Annotated in this window: 22 protein-coding genes; 10 read left to right on the top strand and 12 right to left on the bottom strand. The window is 63.8% G+C overall.

The window, feature by feature from the left end; translation table 11 throughout:
• The first annotated feature begins 12 nt into the window (after positions 1-12).
• Positions 13-2,121, top strand: a complete 2,109-nt coding sequence (locus HWV23_RS00790) for a thioredoxin domain-containing protein (protein ID WP_178288568.1) — start codon at positions 13-15, stop codon at positions 2,119-2,121.
• A 10-nt stretch (positions 2,122-2,131) separates the two neighbouring features.
• On the opposite strand, the gene HWV23_RS00785 is transcribed toward HWV23_RS00790, so the two are convergent.
• The 4 genes from HWV23_RS00785 to HWV23_RS00770 all read right to left on the bottom strand — a co-directional run bounded on the left by HWV23_RS00785 (position 2,132) and on the right by HWV23_RS00770 (position 5,723).
• On the bottom strand, positions 2,132-2,926 hold the full coding sequence (locus tag HWV23_RS00785; RefSeq protein ID WP_178288566.1) for a glycerophosphodiester phosphodiesterase: 795 nt from the start codon (positions 2,924-2,926) through the stop codon (positions 2,132-2,134).
• A 42-nt stretch (positions 2,927-2,968) separates the two neighbouring features.
• The gene (locus HWV23_RS00780; RefSeq protein ID WP_178288564.1) at positions 2,969-3,352 is read right to left on the bottom strand and encodes a TlpA family protein disulfide reductase; all 384 of its coding nucleotides are present in this window, start codon (positions 3,350-3,352) and stop codon (positions 2,969-2,971) included.
• Positions 3,353-3,426: 74 nt separating this feature from the next.
• Positions 3,427-4,263 carry an HD domain-containing protein gene (locus tag HWV23_RS00775; RefSeq protein ID WP_246282711.1) on the bottom strand — a complete coding sequence of 279 codons (837 nt, stop codon included), beginning with the start codon at positions 4,261-4,263 and terminating at the stop codon, positions 3,427-3,429.
• Positions 4,260-5,723 (bottom strand): HTTM domain-containing protein, encoded by a 1,464-nt coding sequence (locus tag HWV23_RS00770; protein WP_178288562.1) that lies wholly within the window; start codon positions 5,721-5,723, stop codon positions 4,260-4,262. Before HWV23_RS00770 ends, HWV23_RS00775 begins: the two co-directional genes overlap by 4 nt.
• 247 nt (positions 5,724-5,970) lie before the next feature.
• On the opposite strand from HWV23_RS00770, the gene HWV23_RS00765 reads away from it, so the two are divergent.
• Together HWV23_RS00765 and HWV23_RS00760 are read left to right on the top strand one after the other, a co-directional pair.
• Entirely contained in the window at positions 5,971-6,111 is a 141-nt protein-coding gene (locus tag HWV23_RS00765; RefSeq protein WP_178288560.1) for a hypothetical protein, read from the top strand.
• Positions 6,112-6,195: 84 nt separating this feature from the next.
• Complete coding sequence (locus HWV23_RS00760; protein ID WP_178288558.1) at positions 6,196-7,200, top strand: PLP-dependent cysteine synthase family protein; 1,005 nt, start codon at positions 6,196-6,198, stop codon at positions 7,198-7,200.
• A 30-nt stretch (positions 7,201-7,230) separates the two neighbouring features.
• Here the strand turns inward: HWV23_RS00760 and HWV23_RS00755 are convergent, their stop codons facing one another.
• From HWV23_RS00755 to HWV23_RS00740, 4 genes are all read right to left on the bottom strand, one after another.
• Positions 7,231-8,202 (bottom strand): DUF4382 domain-containing protein, encoded by a 972-nt coding sequence (locus HWV23_RS00755; RefSeq protein ID WP_178288556.1) that lies wholly within the window; start codon positions 8,200-8,202, stop codon positions 7,231-7,233.
• 82 nt (positions 8,203-8,284) lie between these two features.
• On the bottom strand, positions 8,285-9,151 hold the full coding sequence (locus tag HWV23_RS00750) for an alpha/beta fold hydrolase (RefSeq protein ID WP_178288554.1): 867 nt from the start codon (positions 9,149-9,151) through the stop codon (positions 8,285-8,287).
• A gap of 54 nt (positions 9,152-9,205) precedes the next feature.
• Positions 9,206-9,658, bottom strand: a complete 453-nt coding sequence (locus HWV23_RS00745; protein ID WP_178288552.1) for a DUF5804 family protein — start codon at positions 9,656-9,658, stop codon at positions 9,206-9,208.
• A 236-nt stretch (positions 9,659-9,894) separates the two neighbouring features.
• The gene (locus HWV23_RS00740; RefSeq protein ID WP_178288550.1) at positions 9,895-11,049 is read right to left on the bottom strand and encodes an acyl-CoA dehydrogenase family protein; all 1,155 of its coding nucleotides are present in this window, start codon (positions 11,047-11,049) and stop codon (positions 9,895-9,897) included.
• 162 nt (positions 11,050-11,211) lie between these two features.
• Here HWV23_RS00740 and HWV23_RS00735 point away from each other — a divergent pair, with 162 nt between their 5' ends.
• Both HWV23_RS00735 and HWV23_RS00730 read left to right on the top strand, forming a co-directional pair.
• The gene (locus HWV23_RS00735) at positions 11,212-13,179 is read left to right on the top strand and encodes a 3-hydroxyacyl-CoA dehydrogenase/enoyl-CoA hydratase family protein (RefSeq protein ID WP_178288548.1); all 1,968 of its coding nucleotides are present in this window, start codon (positions 11,212-11,214) and stop codon (positions 13,177-13,179) included.
• 95 nt (positions 13,180-13,274) lie between these two features.
• Complete coding sequence (locus tag HWV23_RS00730; RefSeq protein WP_178288546.1) at positions 13,275-13,595, top strand: antibiotic biosynthesis monooxygenase family protein; 321 nt, start codon at positions 13,275-13,277, stop codon at positions 13,593-13,595.
• Between the two features lie 20 nt (positions 13,596-13,615).
• Here HWV23_RS00730 and HWV23_RS00725 read toward each other — a convergent pair whose 3' ends face one another.
• Positions 13,616-13,879, bottom strand: a complete 264-nt coding sequence (locus HWV23_RS00725) for a DUF8072 family protein (protein WP_178288544.1) — start codon at positions 13,877-13,879, stop codon at positions 13,616-13,618.
• Positions 13,880-13,943: 64 nt separating this feature from the next.
• On the opposite strand from HWV23_RS00725, the gene HWV23_RS00720 reads away from it, so the two are divergent.
• Together HWV23_RS00720 and HWV23_RS00715 are read left to right on the top strand one after the other, a co-directional pair.
• Complete coding sequence (locus HWV23_RS00720) at positions 13,944-14,741, top strand: inositol monophosphatase family protein (protein ID WP_178288542.1); 798 nt, start codon at positions 13,944-13,946, stop codon at positions 14,739-14,741.
• Between the two features lie 60 nt (positions 14,742-14,801).
• Positions 14,802-15,935, top strand: a complete 1,134-nt coding sequence (locus tag HWV23_RS00715) for a DUF63 family protein (RefSeq protein ID WP_178288540.1) — start codon at positions 14,802-14,804, stop codon at positions 15,933-15,935.
• 45 nt (positions 15,936-15,980) lie between these two features.
• Here HWV23_RS00715 and HWV23_RS00710 read toward each other — a convergent pair whose 3' ends face one another.
• Positions 15,981-18,884 (bottom strand): PAS domain S-box protein, encoded by a 2,904-nt coding sequence (locus tag HWV23_RS00710; protein ID WP_178288538.1) that lies wholly within the window; start codon positions 18,882-18,884, stop codon positions 15,981-15,983.
• Positions 18,885-18,972: 88 nt separating this feature from the next.
• Entirely contained in the window at positions 18,973-19,587 is a 615-nt protein-coding gene (locus tag HWV23_RS00705; protein WP_178288536.1) for an MBL fold metallo-hydrolase, read from the bottom strand.
• Between the two features lie 138 nt (positions 19,588-19,725).
• Here HWV23_RS00705 and HWV23_RS00700 point away from each other — a divergent pair, with 138 nt between their 5' ends.
• Positions 19,726-21,648: a S8 family peptidase gene (locus HWV23_RS00700; RefSeq protein ID WP_178288534.1), complete on the top strand. Its 1,923-nt coding sequence runs from the start codon at positions 19,726-19,728 to the stop codon at positions 21,646-21,648.
• A gap of 21 nt (positions 21,649-21,669) precedes the next feature.
• Here the strand turns inward: HWV23_RS00700 and HWV23_RS00695 are convergent, their stop codons facing one another.
• Positions 21,670-22,023 carry a hypothetical protein gene (locus HWV23_RS00695; RefSeq protein WP_178288532.1) on the bottom strand — a complete coding sequence of 118 codons (354 nt, stop codon included), beginning with the start codon at positions 22,021-22,023 and terminating at the stop codon, positions 21,670-21,672.
• Between the two features lie 90 nt (positions 22,024-22,113).
• On the opposite strand from HWV23_RS00695, the gene rqcH reads away from it, so the two are divergent.
• Entirely contained in the window at positions 22,114-24,225 is a 2,112-nt protein-coding gene (gene rqcH / locus HWV23_RS00690; RefSeq protein ID WP_178288530.1) for a ribosome rescue protein RqcH, read from the top strand.
• A 60-nt stretch (positions 24,226-24,285) separates the two neighbouring features.
• Positions 24,286-25,353: an mRNA surveillance protein pelota gene (locus HWV23_RS00685; RefSeq protein ID WP_178288528.1), complete on the top strand. Its 1,068-nt coding sequence runs from the start codon at positions 24,286-24,288 to the stop codon at positions 25,351-25,353.
• The last annotated feature ends 22 nt before the right edge of the window (positions 25,354-25,375 follow it).

Here is a 25,375-nt window from a genome sequence, read left to right as displayed (position 1 = left end):
CGTAGCACCGATATGGAAAACCGCCTCGACGAGGCCGCTTCGCCGTACCTCCAGCAACACGCCGACAATCCCGTCGCGTGGCAGCCGTGGGACGAGGAAGCCCGCGAACTCGCCGAAGAGCGGGACGTGCCCATCTTCCTTTCTATCGGCTACGCCGCCTGCCACTGGTGTCACGTGATGGAAGACGAGAGCTTCACCGACCCCGACATCGCCGAGAAACTCAACGAGAACTTCGTCCCGGTCAAGGTCGACCGCGAGGAGCGCCCCGACGTCGACAGCGTCTACATGACTGTCTGCCAACTGGTCACCGGAAGCGGCGGCTGGCCCCTCTCGGTGTGGCTCACGCCCGACGGCAAGCCCTTCCAGGTGGGCACCTACTATCCGCCGGAACCGAAACAGAATATGCCCGCCTTCGGGCAGGTTCTCGACGACGTCGCCGCCTCCTGGGAGGACCCGGAGGGCCGCGAAAGTCTCGAAGAGCGCGCCCAGCAATGGACTGATGCCGTCGAGGGGCGGCTCGAAGACACGCCCGACCAGCCCGGCGAGGCGCCCGACGACCAGTTCGTCGACGCCGCGGCCAGCACTGCCGTCCAGCAGGCCGACCGCGACAACGGCGGCTGGGGCCGCGGCCAGAAGTTCCCCCAGCCCGGCCGGGTCCACATCCTCCTGCGGGCCTACGACCGGACCGGCCGCGAGGAGTACCGCGACGTTGCCATCGAGGCGCTGGACGCGATGGCTTCGGGCGGCCTCTACGACCACGCCGGTGGCGGCTTCCACCGCTACTGCGTCGACCGCAACTGGACAGTCCCGCACTTCGAGAAGATGCTCTACGACAACGCGGAACTCCCGCGAGCGTTCATGGCCGGCTACCAGTTGACCGGCGACGAGCGCTACGCCGACGTGACCCGCGAGACGTTCGCCTTCGTCGAGCGAGATATGACTCATCCTGACGGCGGCTTCTACTCGACGCTCGACGCCGAAAGCGAGGACGAAGCCGGCGAACGCGAGGAAGGCGCCTTCTACGTCTGGACGCCCGACGAGGTCCACGAAGCCGTCGACGACGAACGGGACGCCGAGTTGTTCTGTGGCCGCTACGGCGTCCACGAGGCCGGCAACTTCGAGAACGGACAGACGGTCCTCAACGAATCGGCGACGCCGCACGAACTCGCCGCGAAATACGACATGGCCGTCGACGACGTCGAAGAACGCATCGAACGCGCGAAACGACAGGTCTTCGAGGCCCGCGAGGAACGCCCCCGACCGCCCCGCGACGAGAAAATTCTCGCCGGGTGGAACGGCCTCATGGTCTCGGCCTTCGCCGAGGGCGCCATCACGCTCGACCCTGAATACGCCGCAGCAGCCGAGGAGGCCGTCGACTTCTGCCGGGAGCACCTCTGGGACGCCGACGAGAGGCGACTCAACCGGCGGTTCAAGGATAGTGACGTAGGTATCGAGGGTTACCTCGAAGACTACGCCTTCCTCGGCCGCGGCGCGCTGGATACGTATCAGGCGACGGGCGACCGCGAGTACCTCGAGTTCGCGCTCGAACTCGGCCGTGTCATTCGGGATGCCTTCTACGACGAGGAGGAAGCAACGCTCTACTTCACGCCGACCGGCGGCGAGTCGCTCGTCGCTCGGCCGCAGGAATTGACCGACACCTCGACGCCCTCCAGCACGGGCGTGGCCGCACAACTGCTTGAGGCACTGGCCCACGTTGCACCCGAGGAGGGCTTCGCCGAGGTGGCCGAATCGGTCCTCGAAACCCACGCGTCGAAAATCGAATCCAGCCCGCTGGCTCACGCCGCGCTGGTGCTTGCGGCCGACGACCGGGCGGTCGGCGCGCTGGAGTTGACCGTCGCCGCCGACGGCCTGCCCAACGAGTGGCGTGACGAACTCGCCGCGACGTATCTCCCGTCGCGGTTCATCAGCGTCCGGCCGCCGACCGAGGAGGGCGTCGAGGAATGGACTGAGGAACTCGGTTTCGATGACGTGCCGCCCATCTGGGCGAACCGCGAGGCCCGCGACGACCGGCCGACGGTCTATGCGTGTCGGAACTTTACCTGCTCGCCACCGAAACACGACCTGTCGGAGGCGCTGGCGTGGGCGAGATCCGACCTGTAGCGCGGGCCCGCTACCGCACCTTCTCCAGCGCGATATCCGGGCGGTTGGTCATCAGCACGCCGATGTCGTAGGAAAGGGAATCCTCGATGTGGGTCTCCGTCGAGGCTAACTCCCAGATGCCGGGCGTCAGGTCCCAGCGGTTGGCCTCCTCGACGAACCATTCCAGTCCGTAGGGCACGTAGTGGCTCAACACGAGGGAACTGCCGGTTTTCCGGGCGTCCCCGAAGAGGTCCGGATGCGGCGCGCTTCCGAGAAATCCGGTCTCGACCGGTGCCGTATCGAGCCCGGCCAGCGCGCCGGTCAAAAAGGAGGTCAGCGTCGTTCGGGATTCGAGGCTGAACTCCTCGATGAGTGCGAGCGTCTGGTCGGTGTACCCGGCCTTCTTCAGTTCCAGATACAGCGACATCTCCGTGTCTTCGATAACGCGCAAGGCCTCCCGCACCGTCGGAATCGGCTCGCCGTCGACGCGCACGTCGGCCAGTTCCTCGGCCGTCGTGGTTTCGATGCGGCCGCTGGCGTTCGTCGAGATATCGAGGACGGGGTCGTGAAAGAGCACGAGCGTCCCGTCGGCGGTCCGTCGGACGTCGAGGGCGACGCCGTCGGCGCCGAGTTGTTCGGCCAGTTGGATGCTGGCGATAGTGTTGGGGGCTTCAAGGCCAGCGACGCCACGGTGGCCGACGATTTCCGGGCTCGTTAGCTCCGAGCCCTGATGGATGACGGGTATCGACCCGAGAGCCGCGACGCTCGCGCCAGCGGAGGCGAGTACCCGTCGACGCGAGATGGTTGGCTTGTCGCTGTCCGTCATAGTTTTCACTCCCGTTGTCGAGGAATTACTTCGGAGGGGTTCTTATACGGTGCGGGTTTCGAGTTGTTCGGCGAGGTAGACGGCGATGGGGGCGTCCTCTTCCTCGACGAACCGTGCGAGTTCCTCGCCAGTGTCAGCATTTTCGACGACGACTGTCGGAATCAACTCGATGCCGTACTCATCAACTTTCGGGCCGGTCTTCGAGCCGTCGTCTTCCTTCTCGACGGGGTAGTGTTCGACGTTGTCGACGCCGGCCGCATCGAGTGCGGCGCCGAAGTCGGGCAACTGCGAGCGGCAGTCCTTACACCAGTCGCCGCCCCAGACCTTCACGACGATATCGTCGGCGATAGCCTCGAAGGTGTCGACGGCGTCCTCGTAGGAGTCCGCATCCCAGACGGGATTCGGCCGCATGGTTTCCAGTTCCATACGTATCGATTCGTCGCACGCTTCTTAAGGGCCGCGCTACGGGCGGAAATCGTCCGGTGGTCACGAGGCGGAAACTACGCCCGACCGTACCACTCGTCCTCGAATCGTTCGAGGAACGTCTCCAGAAAGTCGTGGCGGGATTCCGCGACTTCGCGGGCGGCGTCGGTGTGCATCTCGTCGTTCAGGTTCAGCAGTTTCTCATGGAAATGGTCGATAGCCGATGGTTCGTCGGAGTCGGGCGTCCACATCGGCCGGTCGTGGGCGCCGGTGTAGACGAAACAGCGCGCGACGCCGACCGCCCCCATCGCATCGAGGTTGTCGGCATCCCGCAGGAGGTCGACCTCGATACGGTCGCCGTCCCGCCTGTCATCCCTGCTCGCGGGTCGCCAACCCTCCCCGTCTTCTCGCGGGCCCCGCCCGCTCGAACGGTCCGCGGAACTCCGTTCCGCGCTACTCGCACCTTCCGAGGCCTCCCCTTGGTCGTCCTCGCGGAATTCGTACTCCTCGTGGAGCGCGACACAGTGGAGGACGGCATCGCGCTTCTCGGGCGGGAAGTCGACGGCCGCGAGGACGGCTTCGACCTCGTCCAGCGACTCTTCGGGGTGGACGAACTCACCGGCCGCGGCACCCATAGCGCGGTGGATGTCGTGGGTCAGGGCGGCCGCTCCGAGCACCTCTCTGTCGGCGTGGGGGTAATCGTCGGCCAACTCCATCGCGGTATGAAAAACGCGCCAGCCGTGGGCGATGTCGTGGCCGGTCGAATCGTCGCCCAGCCACGCCGCCATCTCCTCGGCGATGGCTTCGAAGAGCGGGTCGACGCCGTGTGGCGCCTCGGGCGCCCGGCCGTCGGATTGGGTCATACCGGCCAGTTCGTCGCGGCCGTCTTCAATCCCTCGTCGGCGGTCGGTCATTCACCCGGACAGCGGTAGGTACCGAGGTCGTGTCGGGTTCGGTCGCCGGTCTCGATGGCTTCGTAGACGAAGGTGAGTTCGACCTCGGTAATCCGTTCGCCGTGGGTTTCGGCGCCGCTTCGACAGAGGTACGCCGCGAAGGCCTCGATTCGGTGGTCGCTGCCGAATCGGAGGTCGGTGAGGTACTTGCGCCAGCGGGCGTTCGGGTAGGTTTCGCCGACATCGGCGGGCCGATCGAAACTCGTGTCGGCGTGGGTGTAGACGCCGACCTCAGTCCCGGAGGCGAGTTCACCGGTGGCGACGTACCAGCCGTCGCCATCTGGCGGGTTCGGCGCGAAGAGCTTCCAACTGTGGTCTTTTGGTTCGGCGGGGCTGTTTTCGGGTGTCGGCACGACGCCGACGGCCGCCGCCTGCCAGAGGAGGCCGACGACGAGAATCGTCGCGGTAAGGACGGGAAGCGCTCGCGCGACGCCTCGGCGGAAACGCGCGGGGACTACGGGACCGGCGGGTCGAAGCATCTCGTCGAGTCGCGGGCGGTCGTCGAGCCAATCCGAAAGTCCCGTTTCGAGCGGCATCACGGCCGCTTCGACGCGGTCCCAGACGACTGGCGGCAGGAAGACAAGTAGCCCGGCCCACATCGCCTCCGCGAAGAGGCCGAGGTCCATCGTCAGCCGCATCGCCAGATGTGCGCCGAGATAGAGGGCGACGAGGCCGGCGCGAAGCCACCGCCGCGTCAGCAACAACAGCGGCGAAGCGACGAGCATCGCCATCCAGAGCCAGTTGATGGCTACGAGGAGCGTCGTGAACTCGTTCAGGTACGGTCCGAGGAAAATCGTGAACCGTTCGACCTGAAAAATCCGCGGGACGGCATCGCCGGCCATCCAGGCGTCGCTTCGGACCTTGAAGACGGCGTTGGTCGCGTAGATGAGGACGACCTGTGTCAGCAGGGCTGCCGTCCCGAAGCCGACCACCTGTCCGTCGCCCCCATCGAACGTCGACCGCCCTGCTCGCGCGTCCAGCGACCAGCGACGACCGAGCGGGAGAAAGACGGCGATGAAGAGGACCACCAGCAGCACCTTGTCGCCGCCGTTGAGGACGTAGTAGTTCCGAGTCTGCAGGGAGGCCAGCAGCACCCACGAAACGGCCGTCGACAGCCGTGTTCGGTAGCCGACCGCCAGCGAGAGGGCGACCACGAAGGCGACGACGAACAGGAGCGTCTGCCACCACAGTTCCCCGGACAGCGTATGCAGCGAGACTCGCGAGAGCGTCGGATAGAGTTCGGCGTGGACGTTACGCGGCAGGACGCCGGAATCGGTGTAGAACGCCCGGAGGTCACGCGCTCGCAAAAACAGGTCGACACACAACAGCAGGCCGACATAGATGCGGGCGGCCGCCAGCGCACGAGCGTCGATGCCCACGCGTTCGGCGAGCGTCGCTCCGACCCCCGAGCCATCGTCCATCTCAGCCGGGATTTCGGCCCGCGACGAATAGAAGTTGTGGAGCGGCCGTCCTGTCCGTCAGTGATTTGCCACCTGACGACATGGTCTATCAAGTCCTGTCTTTTTATCGGTGAGTATCGACGTCTCAATATATGTCTGATGGGGTCGGTACGTTGAGAGGGACCATCGAAACCGGCGTTTCAGTCGCCGGGTCGGTCGGTCGTCGGGGCGCTGTATCCAGTCGTGACGTGTGCCGACGGAGGGGCCGATGAGACTCGAACTCGAATGTTCCTGTGGCCACGAGAACCGGTGGTATCCCGACGAACCCGCCGGCTCTGACACCAAACACATCGAATGCGACAGCTGTGAGTCGATGTACGTGTTCACGCTTACCAAACTCCGGGGCTGAGATTTCTCCGGGGCGCGGTGTCGACGGCGGCAGGAGTTCCCTCCTTCACGGGGGTCTTATATTGGGGTTGCCAACGTCCGGTCAATGAAACGGGGTATTCTCGAGACCGTTGGCTCGCCGCTGGTACAGGTACAATCCCCGCCCGGGTCGACCATCGCCGCGAAAATCGAATCGAAGAATCCCGGCGGGTCCGCCAAGGACCGCCCGGCCCTCGCCATGGTCGAGGCCGCCGAGGAGGCCGGCGAACTCGAACCCGGCGATACCATCGTCGAACCGACCTCCGGCAACACCGGCATCGGCCTCTCGATGGTCGCCGCCGCGAAGGGCTACGACATCACCGTCGTCATGCCTGCCTCCAAATCACCCGAACGACGGCAGATTATGGGCGCCTACGGCGCCGACCTCGAACTCGTCGAGGGCGATATCTCGGCCGCCAAGGATCGGGCCGACGAACTGGAAGAAGAGAAAGGCTTCGTGCAGGTCCGACAGTTCGAGAACCCGGCGAACCCGCAGGCACACTACCACACGACGGGCGCCGAAATCATCGAACAGGTCGGCGACCGCACCGTCGACGCCCTCGTGGCGGGCATCGGTACCGGGGGCACTATCTCCGGGACCGGCCGCCGACTCAAGGAGGCGTTCCCCGACATGGAAGTCGTCGGTGTCGAACCGGAGGGCAGCGAGGTACTCACCGGCGGGAAGACCGGTGAGGACAGTTTCCAGGGAATGGGTCCCGGCTTCGTCTCGCCGAACCTGAACCGCGAACTGCTCGACGACGTGGAGGTCGTCGACCTCGAATCCGCCGAGGCCGAGTGTCGCCGCCTCGCCCGCGAGGAAGGCATCCTCGTTGGCCAGTCCTCCGGTGGCTCTCTACTCGCCGCGAAGCGGGTCGCCGAACGCCTCGCCGAGGAGCGGGGCATCGACCCCGATGCCTGTCCCGGCCCCGACAACGACGTGAACATCCTCGAGGAAGGCGAGGCCGTCGACCACGACCCCGTGCCCGACGAGTGCCCGCTCGTCGTCACAGTCTTCTGGGATTCCGGCGAGCGCTACATGTCGACCGGTATGTTCGACGAACCGGAAGAATAGAGGCGGCCCTCGGACGACAACTGCGTCGGCTTACTGACTGTCGCCTTCGCTCGTTTCCTGCGGCGTCGCAGTCGGCGTCTCGGTTCCGTCCGGGGTTTCGGTCGCTTCCGTTGTCTCCGTCGCTTCCTGAGTTTCCGTCTCCTCCGGGGTTTCGGTTCCCTCCGACTCGTCATCGTCGTCGTCTTCGTCGACTTCCTCGACGTCGACGTCCTCGCCGGCGACGCCGCTCTGGGAAATCACGGGTTTCAGGATGTAGCTGTTCTCTTGGCCGCGCTTGACGACGTTGATGTCGAAGACGAAATCGAGCGATTCGCCGGCGCGAACCTCGAACGGTTTGGTTATCTGGAGTTTCTCGCTCGGGACTTTCACCGCCGCCGGTTCGCCGTCGACGATGCCCTCGGTGCTCGCTACGTTGAGTTCCACCTTCTGGTAGGTCCCGGGTTCGAGTTCGCCGTCGAAGACCGGCATGGCCTTGGCGCCGACGACCTGCGTGAGGTCGACCGTAGGGTCATCGAGGTCGAGGGTGTAGAATCCACGCTCGCCGTCTTCGTCGGATTCGCCGTCGTCCTCGTCTTCCTCGGCCTCTGTCTCCGTCGTCCCGCCATCCGCTGTTCCCTCCGTTTCGGTTGCCTCCGGCGTTCCGGACGGCGTCTCTGTCGCCTGTTCTGCCGGTGTCTCGGTTTCCGAATCGTCGTCCTCGTCACCGCCGTCGAAGATGCGGGCGCTGTCGAAGGTGACGTCCAGTCGGTCGAAATCGTCGATATCGGCCGGAGCGTCGCTGATAAGGAGCCGGAAACTGGCCCCGCTCTGGGTTCCGTCGTCCGACCCGCCGGAATCAGTACCCGGTTCGTCCTCGTCGCTCGACGGCGAATCGCCGACACAGCCTGCCAGCAGCGTCGCACCGAGGCCGCCGCCGACGGCGAGGACCTCCCGCCGTCGATACTCCTCCGGTAGTCGGGCGATGACGCGTCGCTGGCTCGGGCTGGTGTCGTCGTCTTTCATTACTATCACTTCCCGGTCTGGAGGGAAAAGCCCGCTGGCCGATACGGTTATACGGACGGTAGCCGGCTGTTAGACGGCTGCGTTAGGTCCGGTCGAGCCACGCCTGCAGGCGCGCGGTGAACGCCTCGGGGTGCTCCCGCGAGGGCAGATGGCCGCAGTCGGTGAGGAAAAAGCGGTCGGCGACGGGCGCGGCGTCGGAGGCGCGCTTGGCGTGGTCGGCGGGCACCAGCGGGTCGTCCTTGCCGTGGACGAACAGCGTCGGCACCGGCAGTTCGTCCATCCGGTCGGCGAAACTCGTCTGGAACCCGGACCAGCCGACTTCGGCGCGCTGGAACCGGCGGTAGGCGTCGCCGGCGTCCGGCCGCTGGAGTTCCGCGACGGCGTCGTCGACCAGTTGGTCGTCGAGGTTCTCGGGATGGACGATATCCCGAAGCGTCCGTTCGGTGAACTCCGGACTGCGCTTCAGTCGCCACCACGCCGCCTCCATGACAAGCGGCGTTTTCACGTAGGCGGCTCTGCGCTTGCCGCCCGTCCCCTCGTCATCGAGGCCGTAACTGTCGACGAGGACGAGGCGGGCGACCCGCGCCGGGGACGCGAAGGTGTAATCGAGCGCGATGGCGCCGCCCGTCGAGGCGCCAACGAGCGTCGCATCGAGGACGTCGAGTGCCTCGAAAAACTCGCCCAGAACGTCGGCGTAGTAGTCCGTATCTGGCACCACGTCGTCCGGGACGGGGTCGCTGTCGCCGTGCCCCGGCAAGTCGAGCGCGTAGACGCGGTATTCCTCGGCGAGTTCGTGGAAGGCTTCCCGCCAGGAAACCGTCGCCGAATCGATGCCGACGCCGTGGACGAGGACGACCGGGCGGGCCTCTTCGGGGCCGTCGACGTAGTATCGAATCCGGGTTCCGTCGACCTCGATGCTCCGCTGGTCGGCGGACGCGAAAGCGTTCATATCCCGTACAAAAGCGCATCGCGTATATACTGCGTCCTCGGAACCAGTTCCGATTCAGGCGCCGAACTCGGCTTCGGTGACGCGAACGACGAGCGTCTCGTCGACCTCGTGGAGGTCGTAATCCGGGAGTTCGTGCCCGGTTCGGGTGACGAACATCGGTTCGAGCAGTTCCTCGTCGCGAATGCCGAAGACCTTCAGGAAGCGCCCGGTGTCTTCGGGGGCGATTTCGTTGTCACGGACGGCCTCGGCCAGTTCCCGCGAGAGCCACTCCTCGTCGCTGACGGACGGTTCCAGGACGAGGGATTCGTCGACGAAGCGGACGAGATACCAGTTGAGGTCGTTTAAAAGGGCGACGGCGCCGCCGAGCGAGACGGTTTCGACGGCGACGGTGTTGTGGTAGGGTTCTTTCAATTCGTAAGTGGCCAGCGCCTCCCGGGCAGTCTCGCGACTGACGAGTTCGTAGCGCAACTCGACGTCCTCCTTCCCGACGAGACACACCCGCGTCATGGTCGGACATACGGGGGCTGTTTAAAAGTGGTTTCGACCTGATTGGCTGAAAATAGTGAAACAGGAAACGAGAGGAGCATCCGCCGAGCGGGGCCTTCTTCGAAGGCCCCCGAGGCGGTTCACCGCGCGACCGGAGGGAGCGCGGGACCAAGGCCCGACAATCGGGAGGGCCGCCGTGTCTTTTTCATCGAAGTTTTTGCCGGGCGCCGCAGGCGCCCGTGCAAAAAGTTCGGGGTTTAGAAGCCCTTGCCCTGAAGCTCTCGGGCGATAATCATCTTCTGAATCTCGGTGGTTCCCTCGTAGATTTGGGTGATTTTGGCGTCGCGGTAGAAGCGCTCGACGTCGAAGTCGTTGACGTAGCCGGACCCGCCGTGAATCTGGACGGCCTCGTTGGCGGCCTTGACGGCGGTGCGGGAGGCGAACTCCTTAGCCATCGAGGCGAGCATGGTGTTGGGCGAGCCGCCTTCGTCGACTTCCCAGGCGGACTTATAGGTGAGGTTACGGGCGGCCTCGGTTTCGGTGTGCATGTCGGCGAGTTTGTGCTGGATGGCCTGGAAGTCGCCGATGGGGCGGCCGAACTGTTCGCGTTCCTGGGCGTAGTCGAGGGCACGTTCGGCGGCACCCTTGGCGATACCGATACCCTGTGCGGCGACGCCGGTTCGGGTGGCGTCGAAGAAGTTCATCTGCTGGTAGAAGCCGGCGTTCTCCGAACCGACGAGGTTCTCCTCGGGGACGCGCACGTCGTCGAGGATTAGTTCGGCGGTGTCGGACGCACGAATGCCCATCTTCCCGGTAATCTTGTCGGCTTCGAATCCGTCGCGGTCGGATTCGACGATAATCTGTGAGAAGCCGTTATAGCGGCCGTCGGCGTCGGGGTCCGTTTTACACAGCACGACGAAGAAGTCGCCGACGCTGCCGTTGGTAATCCACATCTTGTTGCCGTTGATGACGTATTCGTCGCCGTCCTTCTCGGCACGCGTGCTTACCGACGAGACGTCCGAGCCGGTGTCGGGTTCGGAGATGGCGGCCCCGGAGATGGCGTCGCCTTTCGCGACGGGTTCGAGGAACTCCTCTTTCTGCTCCTCAGTGCCGTATTCGAGGATGGCTTCCGTACCGAAACTGGTAGCGAGAATGGAGAGGGCAATGCCGGGGTCGGCGGCGAACAGCTCCTCGGCGATGAGGACGGAGTCGACGGCGCCGTAGCCGGCACCGCCGTACTCGATGGGAATGGTCGCGCCGGTCAGGCCCATCTTCGCTGCCTCGTCGACGATGTCGTGGGGGAACTTCTCCTCGACGTCGTACTCGGTGGCGTTCGGCCGCACCTCGTTGTCGGCGAAACGCTTGACTTCCTCTTTGAGTTGTTCTTGCTCGTCGGTAAGCGCAAAGTCCATAATTGAAAGCCAGCATGGCGCCACATAACCCTTCTCCCTCCTATTGCCGGTTTTCGTATATTAGTTAACCCCGAATCGACGGTCTCGGGTTGTGGTTCGTGCGAAAACGGGCAAAGAAGGAAACGTTGAAACGGGTTCAGAGTGACAATCCTCCCGGTAACAATGGAATTCGACGACATAGAGACCATTGCGGTGCTTGGCGCCGGTAATATGGGCCACGGCATCGCGGAAGTTGCGGCGCTTGCGGGTTACAACGTTAACCTGCGGGACATCAAAGAGGAGTTCGTCCAGAGCGGCTACGAGGACATCGAGTGGTCCCTCCAGAAGCTCGCGGAGAAGGAACGCATCAGCGACGAGGAAGCCGAGAACGCCATCGACCGCGTGACGCCCTACGTCGACATGGAGGAGGCCGTCGGCGACGCCGACTTCGTCATCGAGGCCGTCCCCGAACAGATGGAAATCAAGAAGGACGTCTACGGCGAGGTCGAGGAATACCTGCCGGAACACGCCATCATCGCCTCGAACACCTCCTCGCTTTCCATCACGGAACTGGCGGAGGTCACCGAGCGACCCGAACAGTTCTGCGGGATGCACTTCTTCAACCCGCCGGTCCGGATGCAGCTGGTCGAGGTCATCTCCGGGGCCCACACCGACGAGGAGACCCTCGAACTGACCGAAAAACTCGCGGAAGACTTCGACAAGACGCCGGTTCGCGTCCGCAAGGACTCGCCCGGCTTCATCGTCAACCGCATCCTCGTGCCCCTGATGAACGAGGCCTGCTGGCTGGTCAGCGACGACGTCGCCACCGTCAAGGAGATCGACTCCACGACGAAGTTCGACATGGGCCTGCCGATGGGCACCTTCGAACTCGGCGACCAGGTCGGCCACGACGTCACCTTCCACGTCCTCGAATACATGAACGAGGAACTGGGCGAGGCCTACGAGCCCGCGCCCTTCCTCGAGGAACTCGTCGAAGACGAACGCTTCGGCAAGAAGACCGGCGAAGGCGTCTACGACTACGAGGACGGCGACGGCGCCGACATCCCGACCGACGCCGGCAGCGACGAGGTCGCCGAGCGCCTCATCGCCGTGATGGCTAACGAGGTCGGCAACCTCGTCGGCAACGACGTCGCCGACCCCGCCGACATCGACGAGGCGGTCATGCTGGGCGCCGGCTTCCCGGACGGCCCCGCGAAAATCGCGGACGAGCACGGCCTCGAAGCCCTCGCCGAGCGCCTCGACGAACTCGCCGAGGAGACCGGCCACCCGCGCTACGAGGCCTCCGAGGGCCTGCGTGCGGCCGCCGAAGAGGGCGGCTTCCACGGCGGCGACGAAGAGGAAGGCGTCGACTTCACGAACATCGAGGTTCGCTACCCCGGCGACATGGTCGGCCAGATCGTCCTCGACCGCGAGGCCCGGATGAACACCATCAACCCGGACCTGCTGGACGAACTCGCCGACGCCGTCGACCTGCTGGAGGAAGACGACGAGGTGCGCGCCCTCCTCATCACGGGTAAGGGCGACCGCGCCTTTTCGGCGGGCGCCGACGTCACCTCGATGGCCGGCAACGCCGAACCGCTCGAAGCCATCGAACTCTCCCGGAAGGGCCAGCAGACCTTCGGCAAACTCGAAGAGTGCGACATGCCCGTCGTCGCCGGTATCGACGGCTTCGCCCTCGGCGGCGGCTTCGAACTCGCGCTCGCCTCCGACTTCCGTATCGCATCGGAGCGCTCCGAACTCGGCACGCCCGAGCACAACCTCGGCCTCCTGCCCGGTTGGGGCGGGACCCAGCGCTTGATGCGCATCGCCGGCTTCGGCCGCGCCAAGGAAATCGTCTTCACGGCCGACCGCTACGACCCCGAGACGATGTACGACTACGACGTCGTCACGGAAGTCGTCGAAAACGAGGAGTTCGAGGAGCGCGCCCACGAGTTCGCTGCCGACCTCGCTGCGGGCCCGCCCATCTCCCAGAAACTCACGAAACGCGCGATGCTCCGTGGCTGGGAGGACATCGACGCCGGCCTCGAACTCGAAGCGCAGGCCTTCGGCCACCTCATCAACACCGACGACCTCATGGAGGGCATTACGGCCTTCATGGGTGATGGTGAACCCGAGTTCGAAGGCAAGTAGAGTCGGCTGAAACTGCCTTTTTTGCTGCCGGTCGTACCGCCTGTCCATCGACAGGGGAACCCTCTTGCTGCGCCTGTACGATTGAACAGGTATCGATGTATCTTGTCACCTTTCGAATCGACCCGGGGGAGTACGACGAGGAGTTCCACGAATTGAACGACAGGGTACAGGCGGCCGCCGAAGACATGGACGAATATCGCGGCAAACGCACGTGGAACGACCCGGAGAGCGACGAAACCCTCGTCGTCTACTACTGGGAGTCACTGGACGCGCTCGATTCGTTCGGCGCGGATGCAGACCACAAGAAGGCAAAGCAACGATGGACGGAGTGGTACGACGCGTATGAGGTCACTATTACAGAGGTACTCGATTCCTACGGGGACGGTTTCGGTGACGGTGCTGACCCACCCGAGTAGAATACCGTGGTCCCGCCGCGCTACTCCTCGGCAGGAGCGACGTCAGTTACCTGGCCAACCGATACCCACCCCTCGTCGGTTTCCTTGCCCGCCACGAGTGGGTCGTCCTCGCCGTCCGAGACGAGACGGTAGGTCGTTCCCTCAGGGTCGGTGCCCTCCCCTTGGAACTCTTCCTGAAAGAACTCCGCCGAGCGCATATCGAGGCGGACCGAGTCGCCGTCCTCGAAGGTCAGTTCGACGTCTTTGGGCGTGAGGTTGTGAATGCGTTTCGCGAGCGTGTTCATACTCCGTGTGGGCGTCGGTCCGGCAAATCGGTGGCGCTTTCCGGGGGCCGAACGCAGGCCGACTATGAGCGAGCGCGCGGACTGTGCCCTCCGGGCGGCCGAGGCCGGCGGCGCCGTCGCCCTCGGGTCGTTTCGGGAGGGAATTGCGGTCGAGACGAAAGGCGATAAGACGGACGTGGTCACGCAGGCCGACCGGGACGCACAGGAGACGGTCGTCGCCGCGATTCGGGAGGAGTACCCCGAGGACGCCATCGTCGGCGAGGAAGACGAGGAGTTGCGGGACGTGCCTGAGTCGGGACCGTCGTGGATTATCGACCCAATCGACGGAACGAACAACTTCGTTCGCGGCATCCAGATGTGGACGACCAGCGTCGCGGCGACGGTCGATGGCGAAATCGTCGCGGGCGCGTCGGTCTGTCCGGCACTCGACGATACCTACCTGCTCGATGACGGCGCGGCCTACCGCAACGGCGAGGCGATTTCGGTCAGCGACGAAGCCGACCCCGAGGCGTTCACCGTCGTGCCGACGGTCTGGTGGCCCTTCGAGCGCCGCGAGGAGTATACGGCGGCCTGCCGCGGTATCGTCGAGCGGTTCGGCGACATGCGTCGGTTCGGGTCGGCACAACTCGCCCTCGCGCTGTGTGCGGCGGGTGCGGTGGAGGGTGTCGTCACGAACGTCGAAGCCAACCCCTGGGACAGCGTCGTGGGCGCGGGACTCGTGGAGGCCGCGGGCGGCACGGTCACCGACATCCATGGCGAGTCGTGGCGCCACGACAGTCGCGGCCTCGTGGCCTCGAACGGGGAGGCCCACGACCTCGTGCTGGAGGCGGCCCGCGAGGCCGAGGCGGAAGCCGAGCGGTAGCCTCGGGGCCTCTCGACAGCGACCGGAAGCGTGAAACCACCGCGGTCCGGCCAATGGGACATGAACACCTCCGACGGAATCGACCCCGCCCGCGCGTGGCTGGCGGCCTTCGTGACCGCGTTCGTCGCCGTCGTCGGTGCCGCAATCGCGTTCCCCCAGCGCGTCTACGACGGCTTCCTGTGGCGTTACTTCTTCGGCCCGGTGGACGCCGACGCCCACGGGGCGACGTGTGCGGTCCGCTCCGGCGGCACGACCGAACGACTCTACAGCCAGACGGCCTGTGCTTCGGCGGACGGCATCGTCGTCACGCCCGGCTATACGACGGTTTCGACGATTAGCTACGCCCTCGTGCTCATCTTCATGCTCGTCGGCGTCTACTTCCTTCTGGACCGCCTCGACGTGGAGATGTCCCCGCGGTTCTACTTCGCGCTGTTCCCGTTCATGCTATTGGGCGGTGCCCTCCGAGTCGTCGAGGACGTCAACGCCACCTTCGTCCGCGAGGACCTGCCGATGCTCATCCCCTACCCCGAGGTATCGGTCATCATCAGTCCCTTCATCTACTTCGTGATGTTCGCCATCACGCTGACGGCGCTTATCGTCGGCATCGTCCTCGATAACCGCGGCGTCATCGACGAGTACGAACCGTTCCTCGGCGGTGTCGGCGCCCTCACGCTGGCGGTGACCGTCGGTTTCCTCCTCTATATCTCCGCGACTTCGGAGGTCGTTGGCTTCTATCCGACTGTCTCGATTATCACGCTCGTGGGCGCGACGGCCATCGCGGCGCTGTTCTGGTGGGCCTCCAACGAGTACGCGCCGTACATCAACGACGGGACGGGCTTGATGGGCGCCCTCGTCGTCTGGGGCCACAGCGTCGACGGCATCGCGAACGTCCTGAGCCTCGATTGGGCCAACGCGCTCGGCCTGCCGGTGACCTACGGTTCGAAACACGTTATCAACGCCGCGACGGTTCGCATCACGAGCACGGTCCAACCCGCATGGCTGAGCGACTCTATCGGCACGGCGTGGCCGTTCCTCCTGCTGAAAGTCGCCGCTGCCGTCGCCGTCGTCTGGGTGTTCGACGAACAGATTTTCGAGGAAAGCCCCACCTACGCCTACATCCTCTTTATCGCCATCCTCGCGGTCGGACTGGGCCCCGGAACGCGGGACATGCTTCGAGCGACGCTCGGGATTTAACGCGCCCGTCGGACGGGCTTTTTTGGCTCTACGGAACTCTCGTTCTCACGAATCGGCGGGAACGCCGATGACTTCGAAGCGTGCGCCGCCGTCGGTGCCCTCGGTGAGTCGGATATCCCAGTCGTGTGCCTCGGCAATCTGCTTGACGATGCTTAGACCGAAGCCGGTACCGTCTTCGGAGGTCGAGTAACCGTATCCGAACACGTCCTCGCGGTCCTCGGGCGGGATCCCCGGGCCGTCGTCCTCGACGTAGAAGCCGGTATCGAGTTCCCCGACGGTAACCGTTACCTGGTCGCCGCCATGTTCCACCGCGTTCCGAAAGAGGTTCTCGAAGAGTTGTTCGAGTCGGGTCGGGTCGGCCCGAATCGTTCGGTCGATGTCGACCCGTAGTGTCGCATCCGCCGTCGCGACGTTCTTCCAACATCGGTCGACGAAGGAGGCCAGATCGACCGACTCCCGTTCGCCTACGTCGTTGCCTTCGCGTGCCAGCGTGAGGAGGTCCTCGATGAGCCGGTTCATCCGGTGGTGTGCTTCCCCTATCCGTTCGAGGGATTCGGCGTCGCCGTCGCCTTCCTCGCGGGCGATTTCCAACCAGCCTTGGGCGACTGTGAGCGGATTGCGAAGGTCGTGGCTGACGATGGAGGCGAACTCCTCCAACTGCCGTTCCCGCCGCTTCCGGTCGGAGATGTCCCGCGCGATGCTCAACACGGCCGTCTCGTCCTCATAGGATATCAGGCTGGAGTTGATTTCGACCGGGATTCGTCTGCCGTCCTTCGTTTCGTGAACCGTTTCGATGACCTGCACCCCGTCGTCCGGCATGTCCTGAACGAGAGAGGATATCTCGCCGGGTTCGAGTTCCACGTCGATATCGTGTGGCCCCATCGACTGGAGTTCCTCTCTGGTGTAGCCCGTCCGGTCGACGGCAGCCTCGTTGACCGCCAGAAACGTTTCGTCGAGGCCGATGACCCACGCGGAATCGTTCATGCCGTTGAACAGTTCCTCGTACTCCTCGCGGGCCCGCTGGAGGTCACGCTCTCGGGCCCGCTGTTCGGTGACGTCCTGAACCGCCCCGCGGAGTGTGGTCACCTCGTCGTCCGCGAGCGTCGGCTCTCCCTGAATCCGAAGCCAGCGAATCTCGCCATCGGGCCGGCGGAACCGTGCATTCACGTCGAAGGAGTCGCCGTCGGAGAGAGCCGTTTCGACGGCGGCTTCGACGGCCGGCCGGTCGTCCTCGTGGTAGACGTCGAGGGCCTCCGACAGCGGCGGTTCCTCGTCGTATTGGCCACCAAGGAGTTCGAAGAGGTGTTCGGTCCAGAACACCTCCTTGGTGTCCGTATCGATTTCCCACCCGCCGACGTCCGCGATGTGTTCGGTCTGTTCGAGCAGGTCACGCGTCCGTTCGAGTTCCCGTTCGCGCCTTTTTCGGTCGTCGATATCGAGGTGGATACCGACCGCCCGGACCGGGTCACCGTCCTCGTCCCGTTCGACGATTCTGCCGATGTCCCGAATCCACTTCCAGTCGCCCGCCGCGGTCCGCATCCGGTGTTCGGTATCGTAGTGCGGCGTCTCGCCGTTGATGTGGGCTTCCAGTGCTTCGTTGACTCCCTCCAAGTCGTCCGGGTGGACACGGCTTTCCCACGCGTCGACGTGCGGTTCGATTTCGTCCAGCGTGTAGCCGAGCATCGTCGCCCATCGCTCGTTGAACTCCACGGCATCGGTCGTCATGTCCCAGTCCCAGACCCCGAGGCCGGCGCCCTCGACGGCGAGTTCGAGTCGCTCGTTGAGCGTCTGAATCTCCCGCAGTCGCTCCCGGCGCTCGGTGATGTCTCGGGAGACGACCATGAATCGGGTTCCGTCCTCGACCGGGAGACGGGTAATGTGAACCTCGACGGGGAACCGCTTGCCGTCGTCGCGTTCGAACTCGGTTTCGAGTTCCCTTCGGTCACCGATTTCCATGCCATCCCAGAGGTCCCGCAGTTCCTCGGCGCTTAGTTCCTGGTCGATATCCCAGACTTTCCGGCCGACGAGGGCCTCTTTCGGCTGGTCGAAGACCTCGCAGAACTGCTGGTTCACGTCGATGACGGTTCCATCGTCGGTGTGGATATCGATCATGTCCGGGGAGTTCTCGAAGAGCACCTTGAGTCGGGCCGTGCTCCGTTCGAGGCGTTCCTCGTGTTCCTTCCGGTCGGTGATATCCTGAAAAAGCGAGAAGATGGCGAGCACCTCCCCGTCGTCGTCGGTCACCACACGGTTGTGCCACTCACAGACGATGTGCTCTCCGTCCTTCCGAACGTTCTCGTCGACGCTGTGATAGCCGCCTTCGGTTTCGGCCAGCGCGGACGTGACGTCGTCGACGTTCTCGTAACTGGACGATGCGACGATTTGCTCCCAGGTCTCGCCCTGGAGTTCCGCCTCCGAGTAGCCGAGTATCTCCTCGGCGGCCTCGTTCACGCCCACGATATTGAACTCGTTGTCGTACTCCAGAACGCCAAGCGGCGATTGTTCGATGAAAAGCGAGAGGCGCTTTTGGCTGGCTTCGAGTTCGCGCTTGGCTCGGTACTGCTTGACCGCGTTCGTAATCCGGTTTGCGAGGACGGTGTACTGTCCGGTCCCGGTTTCCTTCTGGAGGTAGTCGGTAACGCCGGCAGAGATGGCCTTGCTGGCGATTTCCTCGCTGCCCTTGCCGGTATAGAGGATAAAGGGGAGGTCCTCGTACTCCTCGCGGACGGTGCCGAGGAACTCGATGCCGTTCCGGTCCGGCATGTCGTAGTCGCTGACGATACAGTCGACATCGTTGTCGGCGAGATACTCGACCGCCTCGTCGGCCCCCGTAGCGGTTTCGATGACGAATCGGTCGTCCTCCCGCTCCAGAAACGTCGTAGCCATCTCGGCGAACTCCGACTCGTCGTCGACATGGAGGATAGAAATCGTGTTCGTGGTGGCGGTCATGGAATAGTGCTCAGCGGTTACGTATTCTCGGGCCGATACTTAAGGGATGGCGGTGGTTGGGGTCGATGTCGCGGTGATTCGCCCTTAATCAAGGTATCCGATAGACGTAGTCGTCCAATTTGTCGCTGGCTCCCGATAGCACCGACGAGCCGTGATAGACTAATCCGACATCGAAGTCGTATTCGAGCAACCGTTCGAGCGATTCTTCGGCCCGATTCAGGTCGTTGGTGTAGACGCCCGGCGGCAGGTGGAAGTAGCCTTTCGGAAGCCCGCGCTGGTCGGCCCCGGAGACGGCGTCCGCCAGCACGGCGATACCGTCCTCCTCGTTTATAAGTGCGTGCTGGTGGTCGCGGTGGCCGGGGACGTGAACCGCCTCGAAGGGGCCGATTTCGTCGCCGTCGCCGTAGCGGTGGTCCGGGTCGAACTCGGTATCGAGGTCTACTCCCTCGGGAACGTAGGTGTCGACCCAGTAGTCGCGGACGACGGCGTCGAAGCCGCCGACGTGGTCGCCGTCGGCGTGGGTGATGACGAGGCGTTCGGGTTCGACCGGCGTGGCGTCGATACCGTCCAGCAGCGCCTCGGTCGTATCGGGCAAGCCGCAGTCGACGAGCGTGCCGTCCTCGAAGAGGAACGCACGGATGCGGCTCGTCTCCCGTTCGACGCAGGTGATGTCGTAGACGCCGTCGTGGAGTTCGGTCGGCATACGGGATGAACGACGGTAGCGCACAAAATTTCTCGCCTTGGACGAGGGCACACCTCACTTAAAATAAACCGGATATTAGCTGGTTTTTCGTAGTGCTTAACTAAGCCGTGGCCGATTGAGATTTCGGGGTGTAATCGCATGACACACCATAACAGGCGGACCTTTCTGAAAGTTAGTGGAGCCGTATTGGGTGGAATCGCAACCGGTTCGACCGTAGTGGCCAGTACGCGGACGGACCGATTCATCGTGGAAACCTCGGGGAGAAAAGCCCTGAAGGGGCTGGACGTCGTCCACGAGATGCCCGGCGTGGATTTCGCCGTCGTACGCGGCAGCGAGTCGGAGTTGGAAGATGCTCGTGGGGTGAAGGGATACGCGCCCGATATTGAGGTTCAATTGAACGAGCCGGACGTCAATGACGAGGTACCGGCCTTCGATGCGTCGGATTACGAGGGACAACCCGGAGACTTCCTCCAGTGGGACAAGGCCGATTTAAACGTGCCAAAGGCCCATGAGACGACGGAAGGCGAGGGGACACGAGTGGCGATTATCGATACGGGGGTACTTGAGACGCATCCGGATCTCAAAGGACCGCTTAATACTAAGCTCTCGCAGAACTTCACCGACGATGAGGGGGACCACAACCCAGTCGGTGGCGGTGACCACGGTACCCACGTTGCTGGTATTGTGGCTGCCGATAACGGCGGAGGGACCGGTGTCAACGGCACGGCACCGAAGACCGAACTCGTGGACTGTCGAGTGTTCTCCGGAGAAGGCGCGACGTTCGCGGACATCCTCGCAGCGATCGTCTACAGCGTGAACATCAACGCCGACGCGGCGAACCTAAGCTTGGGTGCGTATCCAGTTCCTCGGCAAGGGCAGGGACAGTTCTACGGTAAGGTTTTGAACAGCGTGATGACCTATGCGAACAAGGAAGGCACCTTACTGGTAATCGCGGCAGGCAATGACAGTGCTGACCTCCAAAAAGACAAGAACTTCATCAGCCTTCCGAACGAAGGCGCCCAAGGCCTCTCCGTCGCCGCGACTGGCCCAATCGGATATGGATGGGACGCTGATGGTGATGGTGACACAGCTGATCTCGTTGAACCTCCGGAGAGTCCGGCATTCTACACCAACTACGGAACGAACGACATCGTACTAGGTGCGCCCGGAGGAGACGCGGATCCCAGTGCAATCGGTTCGGGTGTTCCGTGGTTCCGAGATTTGGTTTTCAATACCGTCTTCGCCCATAACGGCGAACTCGTTTCGGGCACGTTCGGGTCAAAAACCGACGAGTATCCGGGGACCGTGACAGCCGAGTGGAGAGGGGATTTCTACGGCGAGGTCTCCGTTTCAGGCGACCCGCCGTATACGACTGACGATGTCCCTTGGTACTCGTCGGTCGGGTTCGGTGGCGTCCGTTTCGGTGTCGGCACAGCCACCTTTACCGGCGAGGAAACCGTGACTGTCGACTACAATACTGGTTCCGACCACGAACGAGGTGCCCCTGATTGGATTTCGCTGCAAGTGGTCGTACCCGGTGATGGGGATGAAGAGGATACTAACTATGTTGTCATCGACTGGCAGGTAGACGAAAACTCCGGAACAACGGTTTCATGGACTGCAAGCGACTCGTTCGGTGATGAGTACGGTGGCGTATTCGAAGCCGGTTCCGTCGAAGAGATTTTCGCTGACAATGACATCGACCCATCCTCACCGACCGGGAATCCAAGAGATGTCATCGGTAAAGGACTCGTTCAAAGCGTCGGCGTCTACAGCGGTGGCGGCATCGGACGAGATGATTCGGTAGATATCACTTATACGGGAGTGGATTTCGAAGGCGATGCGCTTCTGATTCCACAGACCCCCGGTTACGGCTGGAAGGCCGGAACCTCGATGGCTGCACCGAATGTTGCTGGCGCCGCAGCACTAGTCAAAAGCGCAAACCCGAATTACAACGCCAATCAGGTTGAATCGGCACTCAAAGGCGCAGCTGAGGTCCCCGATGGCTACGATAAAGCGTTCTACGGGTCTGGGTACCTGAATATTCTCGACGCTCTTTGAGGAGCACGATCCACTTCCACCTCAATTTGCTTTTGCGAACGTTCGATACGTTCCAGCCCCGATTAGGGTCGCTGACACCAGCCCCAGCCAGAAGACGCCACCGAACAGCAACGACGTAGGTTGGAGCACGGCAAGCAACAGCGTCACCAGGCCGACGGAGGTTGCCGCCCGGAGCGCGAGAGTATCCAGCGCCTCCTTAGCGGCCATCCCCCCGGCCGCGAGCAACAGCAGACCACTAATAAGAACGAGAATGCCAGTCGTCAGCGGTTCGTACGGCGGTACCGAACGACCCGGCAGGACGTACTCGGCGAGGCTGACGACGGCGAGCGAGGCACCAACGAGCACGGCAGCGAGAGCGGCGAGACGGTCGTCCATACCGTTCGGTCCGGCCAGCGGCCCCTAAGCGGTTGCGAACCACGTCGGCAACCCGTCAGGCCTTTCTCCGGGCCGCGTCAGGACGTAGACATGGACAGAAAGCGGGCGATGACGAGCGTCGACCTCGCCGCCCTCGTCGGCGAGTTACGGGACTACACCGGCGCCGTCGTCGACAAGGCCTATCTCTACGGCGAGGACAAGGTGCGGCTGAAGATGCGGGATTACGACCGCGGCCGCATCGAACTCATCATCGAGGTGGGCGACCCCAAGCGCGCCCACGTCGCGACGCCGGAACACGTCCCCGACGCGCCCGGCCGGCCGCCGAACTTCGCGATGATGATGCGAAACCGCATCGCGGGCGCGAACCTCGAGGGCGTCGAGCAGTACGGCTTCGACCGCATCCTCACCTTCCGGTTCGAGCGCGAGGACCAGACGACGCTCGTCGTCGCGGAACTGTTTGGCGACGGCAACGTCGCCGTGATGAACGAGGACCGCGAGGTCATCGACTGTCTCGACACCGTTCGTCTGCGCTCCCGAACCGTCGCGCCCGGATCCCAGTACGGCTATCCCGACGAGCGGTTTAATCCGATGGAGGTCGATTACGAGACGTTCAAGGCGAAGATGGAGCAGTCGGATACGGACCTCGTGCGGACGCTGGCGACCCAACTGAACTTCGGCGGTCTCTACGGCGAGGAACTCTGTATCCGCGCCGGCGTCGAGAAAACGGTCGACATTGCCGACGCGACCGACGAGCAGTACGAGGCATTGTTCGGCGCGCTGGAACGCCTCCGAGAGCCGATTCTGGAAGGTCGGACGGACCCCCGGCTTTACGAGGACGACGAGGGCGACGTCGTCGATGCGACGCCGCTGCCGCTCGAAGAACATCAGGCCGAAGGATACGACGAGACAGTCTTCGAGAACTTCAACGGCGCCATCGACGAGTACTTCCATCGCCTCGAACAGGAAGCCGAAGAAGTCACCGAGGAGCCCGGCAGCCAGCGCCCCGATTTCGAGCAGGAAATCGAGAAGTACAAGCGCATCATCGAACAGCAGAAGGGCGCCATCGAGGAGTACGAACAACAGGCCGAGGAGGAACAGCAGAAGGCCGAACTCCTCTACGGCAACTACGACCTGGTCGACGACATCTGCTCGACGGTCCAGAACGCTCGCGATGAGGGCGTCGGGTGGGAGGAAATCGAGGAGACGTTCGAACAGGGTGCCGAGCAGGGCATCGAAGCCGCCGAAGCAGTCGTCGGCGTCAACGAGGCCGAAGGCACCGTCACCATCGAAATCGACGACAAGCAAATCGAGATCGACCCCGCGATGGGCGTCGAGAAGAACGCCGACCGCCTCTATAAGGAGTCGAAGCGCGTTCGCGAGAAGATGGAGGGTGCCGAGGCCGCAATCGAGGACACCCGCGAGGACCTCGAAGAGGCCAAGCAGCGCAAGGAGGAGTGGGAGGAAAGCGAACAGGAGGAAGACGAAGAAGAGGAAGCCGAGCACGTCGAGCGCGACTACCTCTCGATGGGGTCGGTGCCCGTTCGCTACGACGAGAAGTGGTACGAGCGGTTCCGCTGGTTCCGCACGAGCGACGGCTTCCTCGTGTTGGGCGGCCGCAACGCCGACCAGAACGAGGACCTGGTCAAGAAGTACATGGAGCCGTCGGACTGCTTCTTCCACGCGCAGGCCCACGGCGCGCCCGTGACGGTGCTAAAGGCCACAGAGCCGGACGAGGCCGCCCGGGAAATCGACATCCCCGAATCCAGCAAACGGGAGGCCGCGAAGTTCGCCGTCTCCTACTCGTCGGTCTGGAAGAGCGGCAAGTTCGAGGGCGACGTCTACGAGGTCGACCCCGAACAGGTCTCGAAGACGCCCGAAAGCGGCGAGTACATCGAGAAGGGGAGTTTCGTCATCCGCGGCGACCGGGAGTATTACCGCGACATGCCGGTCGGGGTCGCTATCGGCATCAAATGCGAACCCGACACGCGGGTCATCGGCGGCCCGCCGTCGGCCATCGAACCGAAGGTCGAAACGTCGGTTCGCATCGAACCGGGCCAGTACGCCCAGAACGACATCGCGAAGCGCCTGTATCGGACCTTCCGCGAGCGCTTCGAGGACACGAGTTTCGTCCGGAAAATCGCCAGCGCCGACAAGATTCAGGAATTCTGTCCGCCCGGCGGCAGTACGATGGTGAACGAATAGGTCGGCGGTCCGGCCAACCGAATAGCAGGGCACTTACCGCCGCCGCTCGGAAGTAGCCGTATGCGCATCGCCGACCGCCAGGACGTCGAGGGGCGGAAGGAGCGGATTACGGTCGTTCCCGAGAGCCTCGACGACCTCTGGCACCTCACGTATATTCTGGAACCCGGCGACCTCGTCTCGGGCGATACGACCCGCCGCATCCAGCGCGACGACGACAAGATGCGGGATACGGGCGGCCAGCGGGAACCGATGTGGCTCCGCATCGACGTCGAGAGCGTCGAGTTCGCCAAGTTCGCAAACCGCCTCCGTGTCGGCGGCGAAATCGTCGACTGCTCCCGCGAGGACCAGTTGGGGTTCCATCACACATTCAATGTCGAGGAACACGACGAACTCGAAATCGAGAAGGTCTGGCAGGTCGACCAACTGGAGCGACTACAGGAGGCCGTCGAGGCCGCCGAACAGCCCGACGTTGCCATCGCTACCGTCGAGGAGGGCGAAGCCCACGTCCACACCGTCGCCCAGTACGGCGTCGAGGAACGCGCCACGATTACCGGTACGACGGGCAAAGGCGAGTACGCCCGCGGCCGCGACGAACTCTTCGAGGAGTTGACCGAGGTCCTGAAGCGGCTCGACGCGCCTGCCATCATCCTCGCCGGCCCCGGATTCACCAAACAGGACGCGCTGGATTACGTCGAGGACAACGCCCCTGACGTAGTCGACAAGATTCAGACCGTCGACACCGCCGCCGTCGGTGAACGCGGCGTTCACGAGGTGCTCAAACGCGGGGCCGTCGACCGGATTCAGACGGAGACACGCATCTCCGAGGAAGCAGAACTCATCGACGAACTGATGGAGCGCATCGGGGAGGGCGCCAAGGCCGCCTATGGCATCGAGGAGGTCGAGAAGGCCGCCGACTACGGCGCCGTCGAGACGCTGCTCATCCTCGACAAGCGACTCCGTGAGGAACGCGCGGGCGAAGGCGACTGGGACGTCGACGCCAACGAACTCATCGACACCGTCGAACGGCAAGGCGGCGACGTAACCGTCTTCTCCCACGAGTTCGACCCCGGCCAGCAACTCTCGAACCTCGGCGGGGTCGCGGCACTGCTCCGATATCGGCTCGAGTAGCGGGTTCTGGGCCGCTCTAGCC

The organism is Natronomonas halophila, assembly GCF_013391085.1.
GTDB classification, from domain to species: Archaea; Halobacteriota; Halobacteria; order Halobacteriales; family Haloarculaceae; genus Natronomonas; species Natronomonas halophila.
This window is presented reverse-complemented; position numbering and strand designations above follow the sequence as displayed.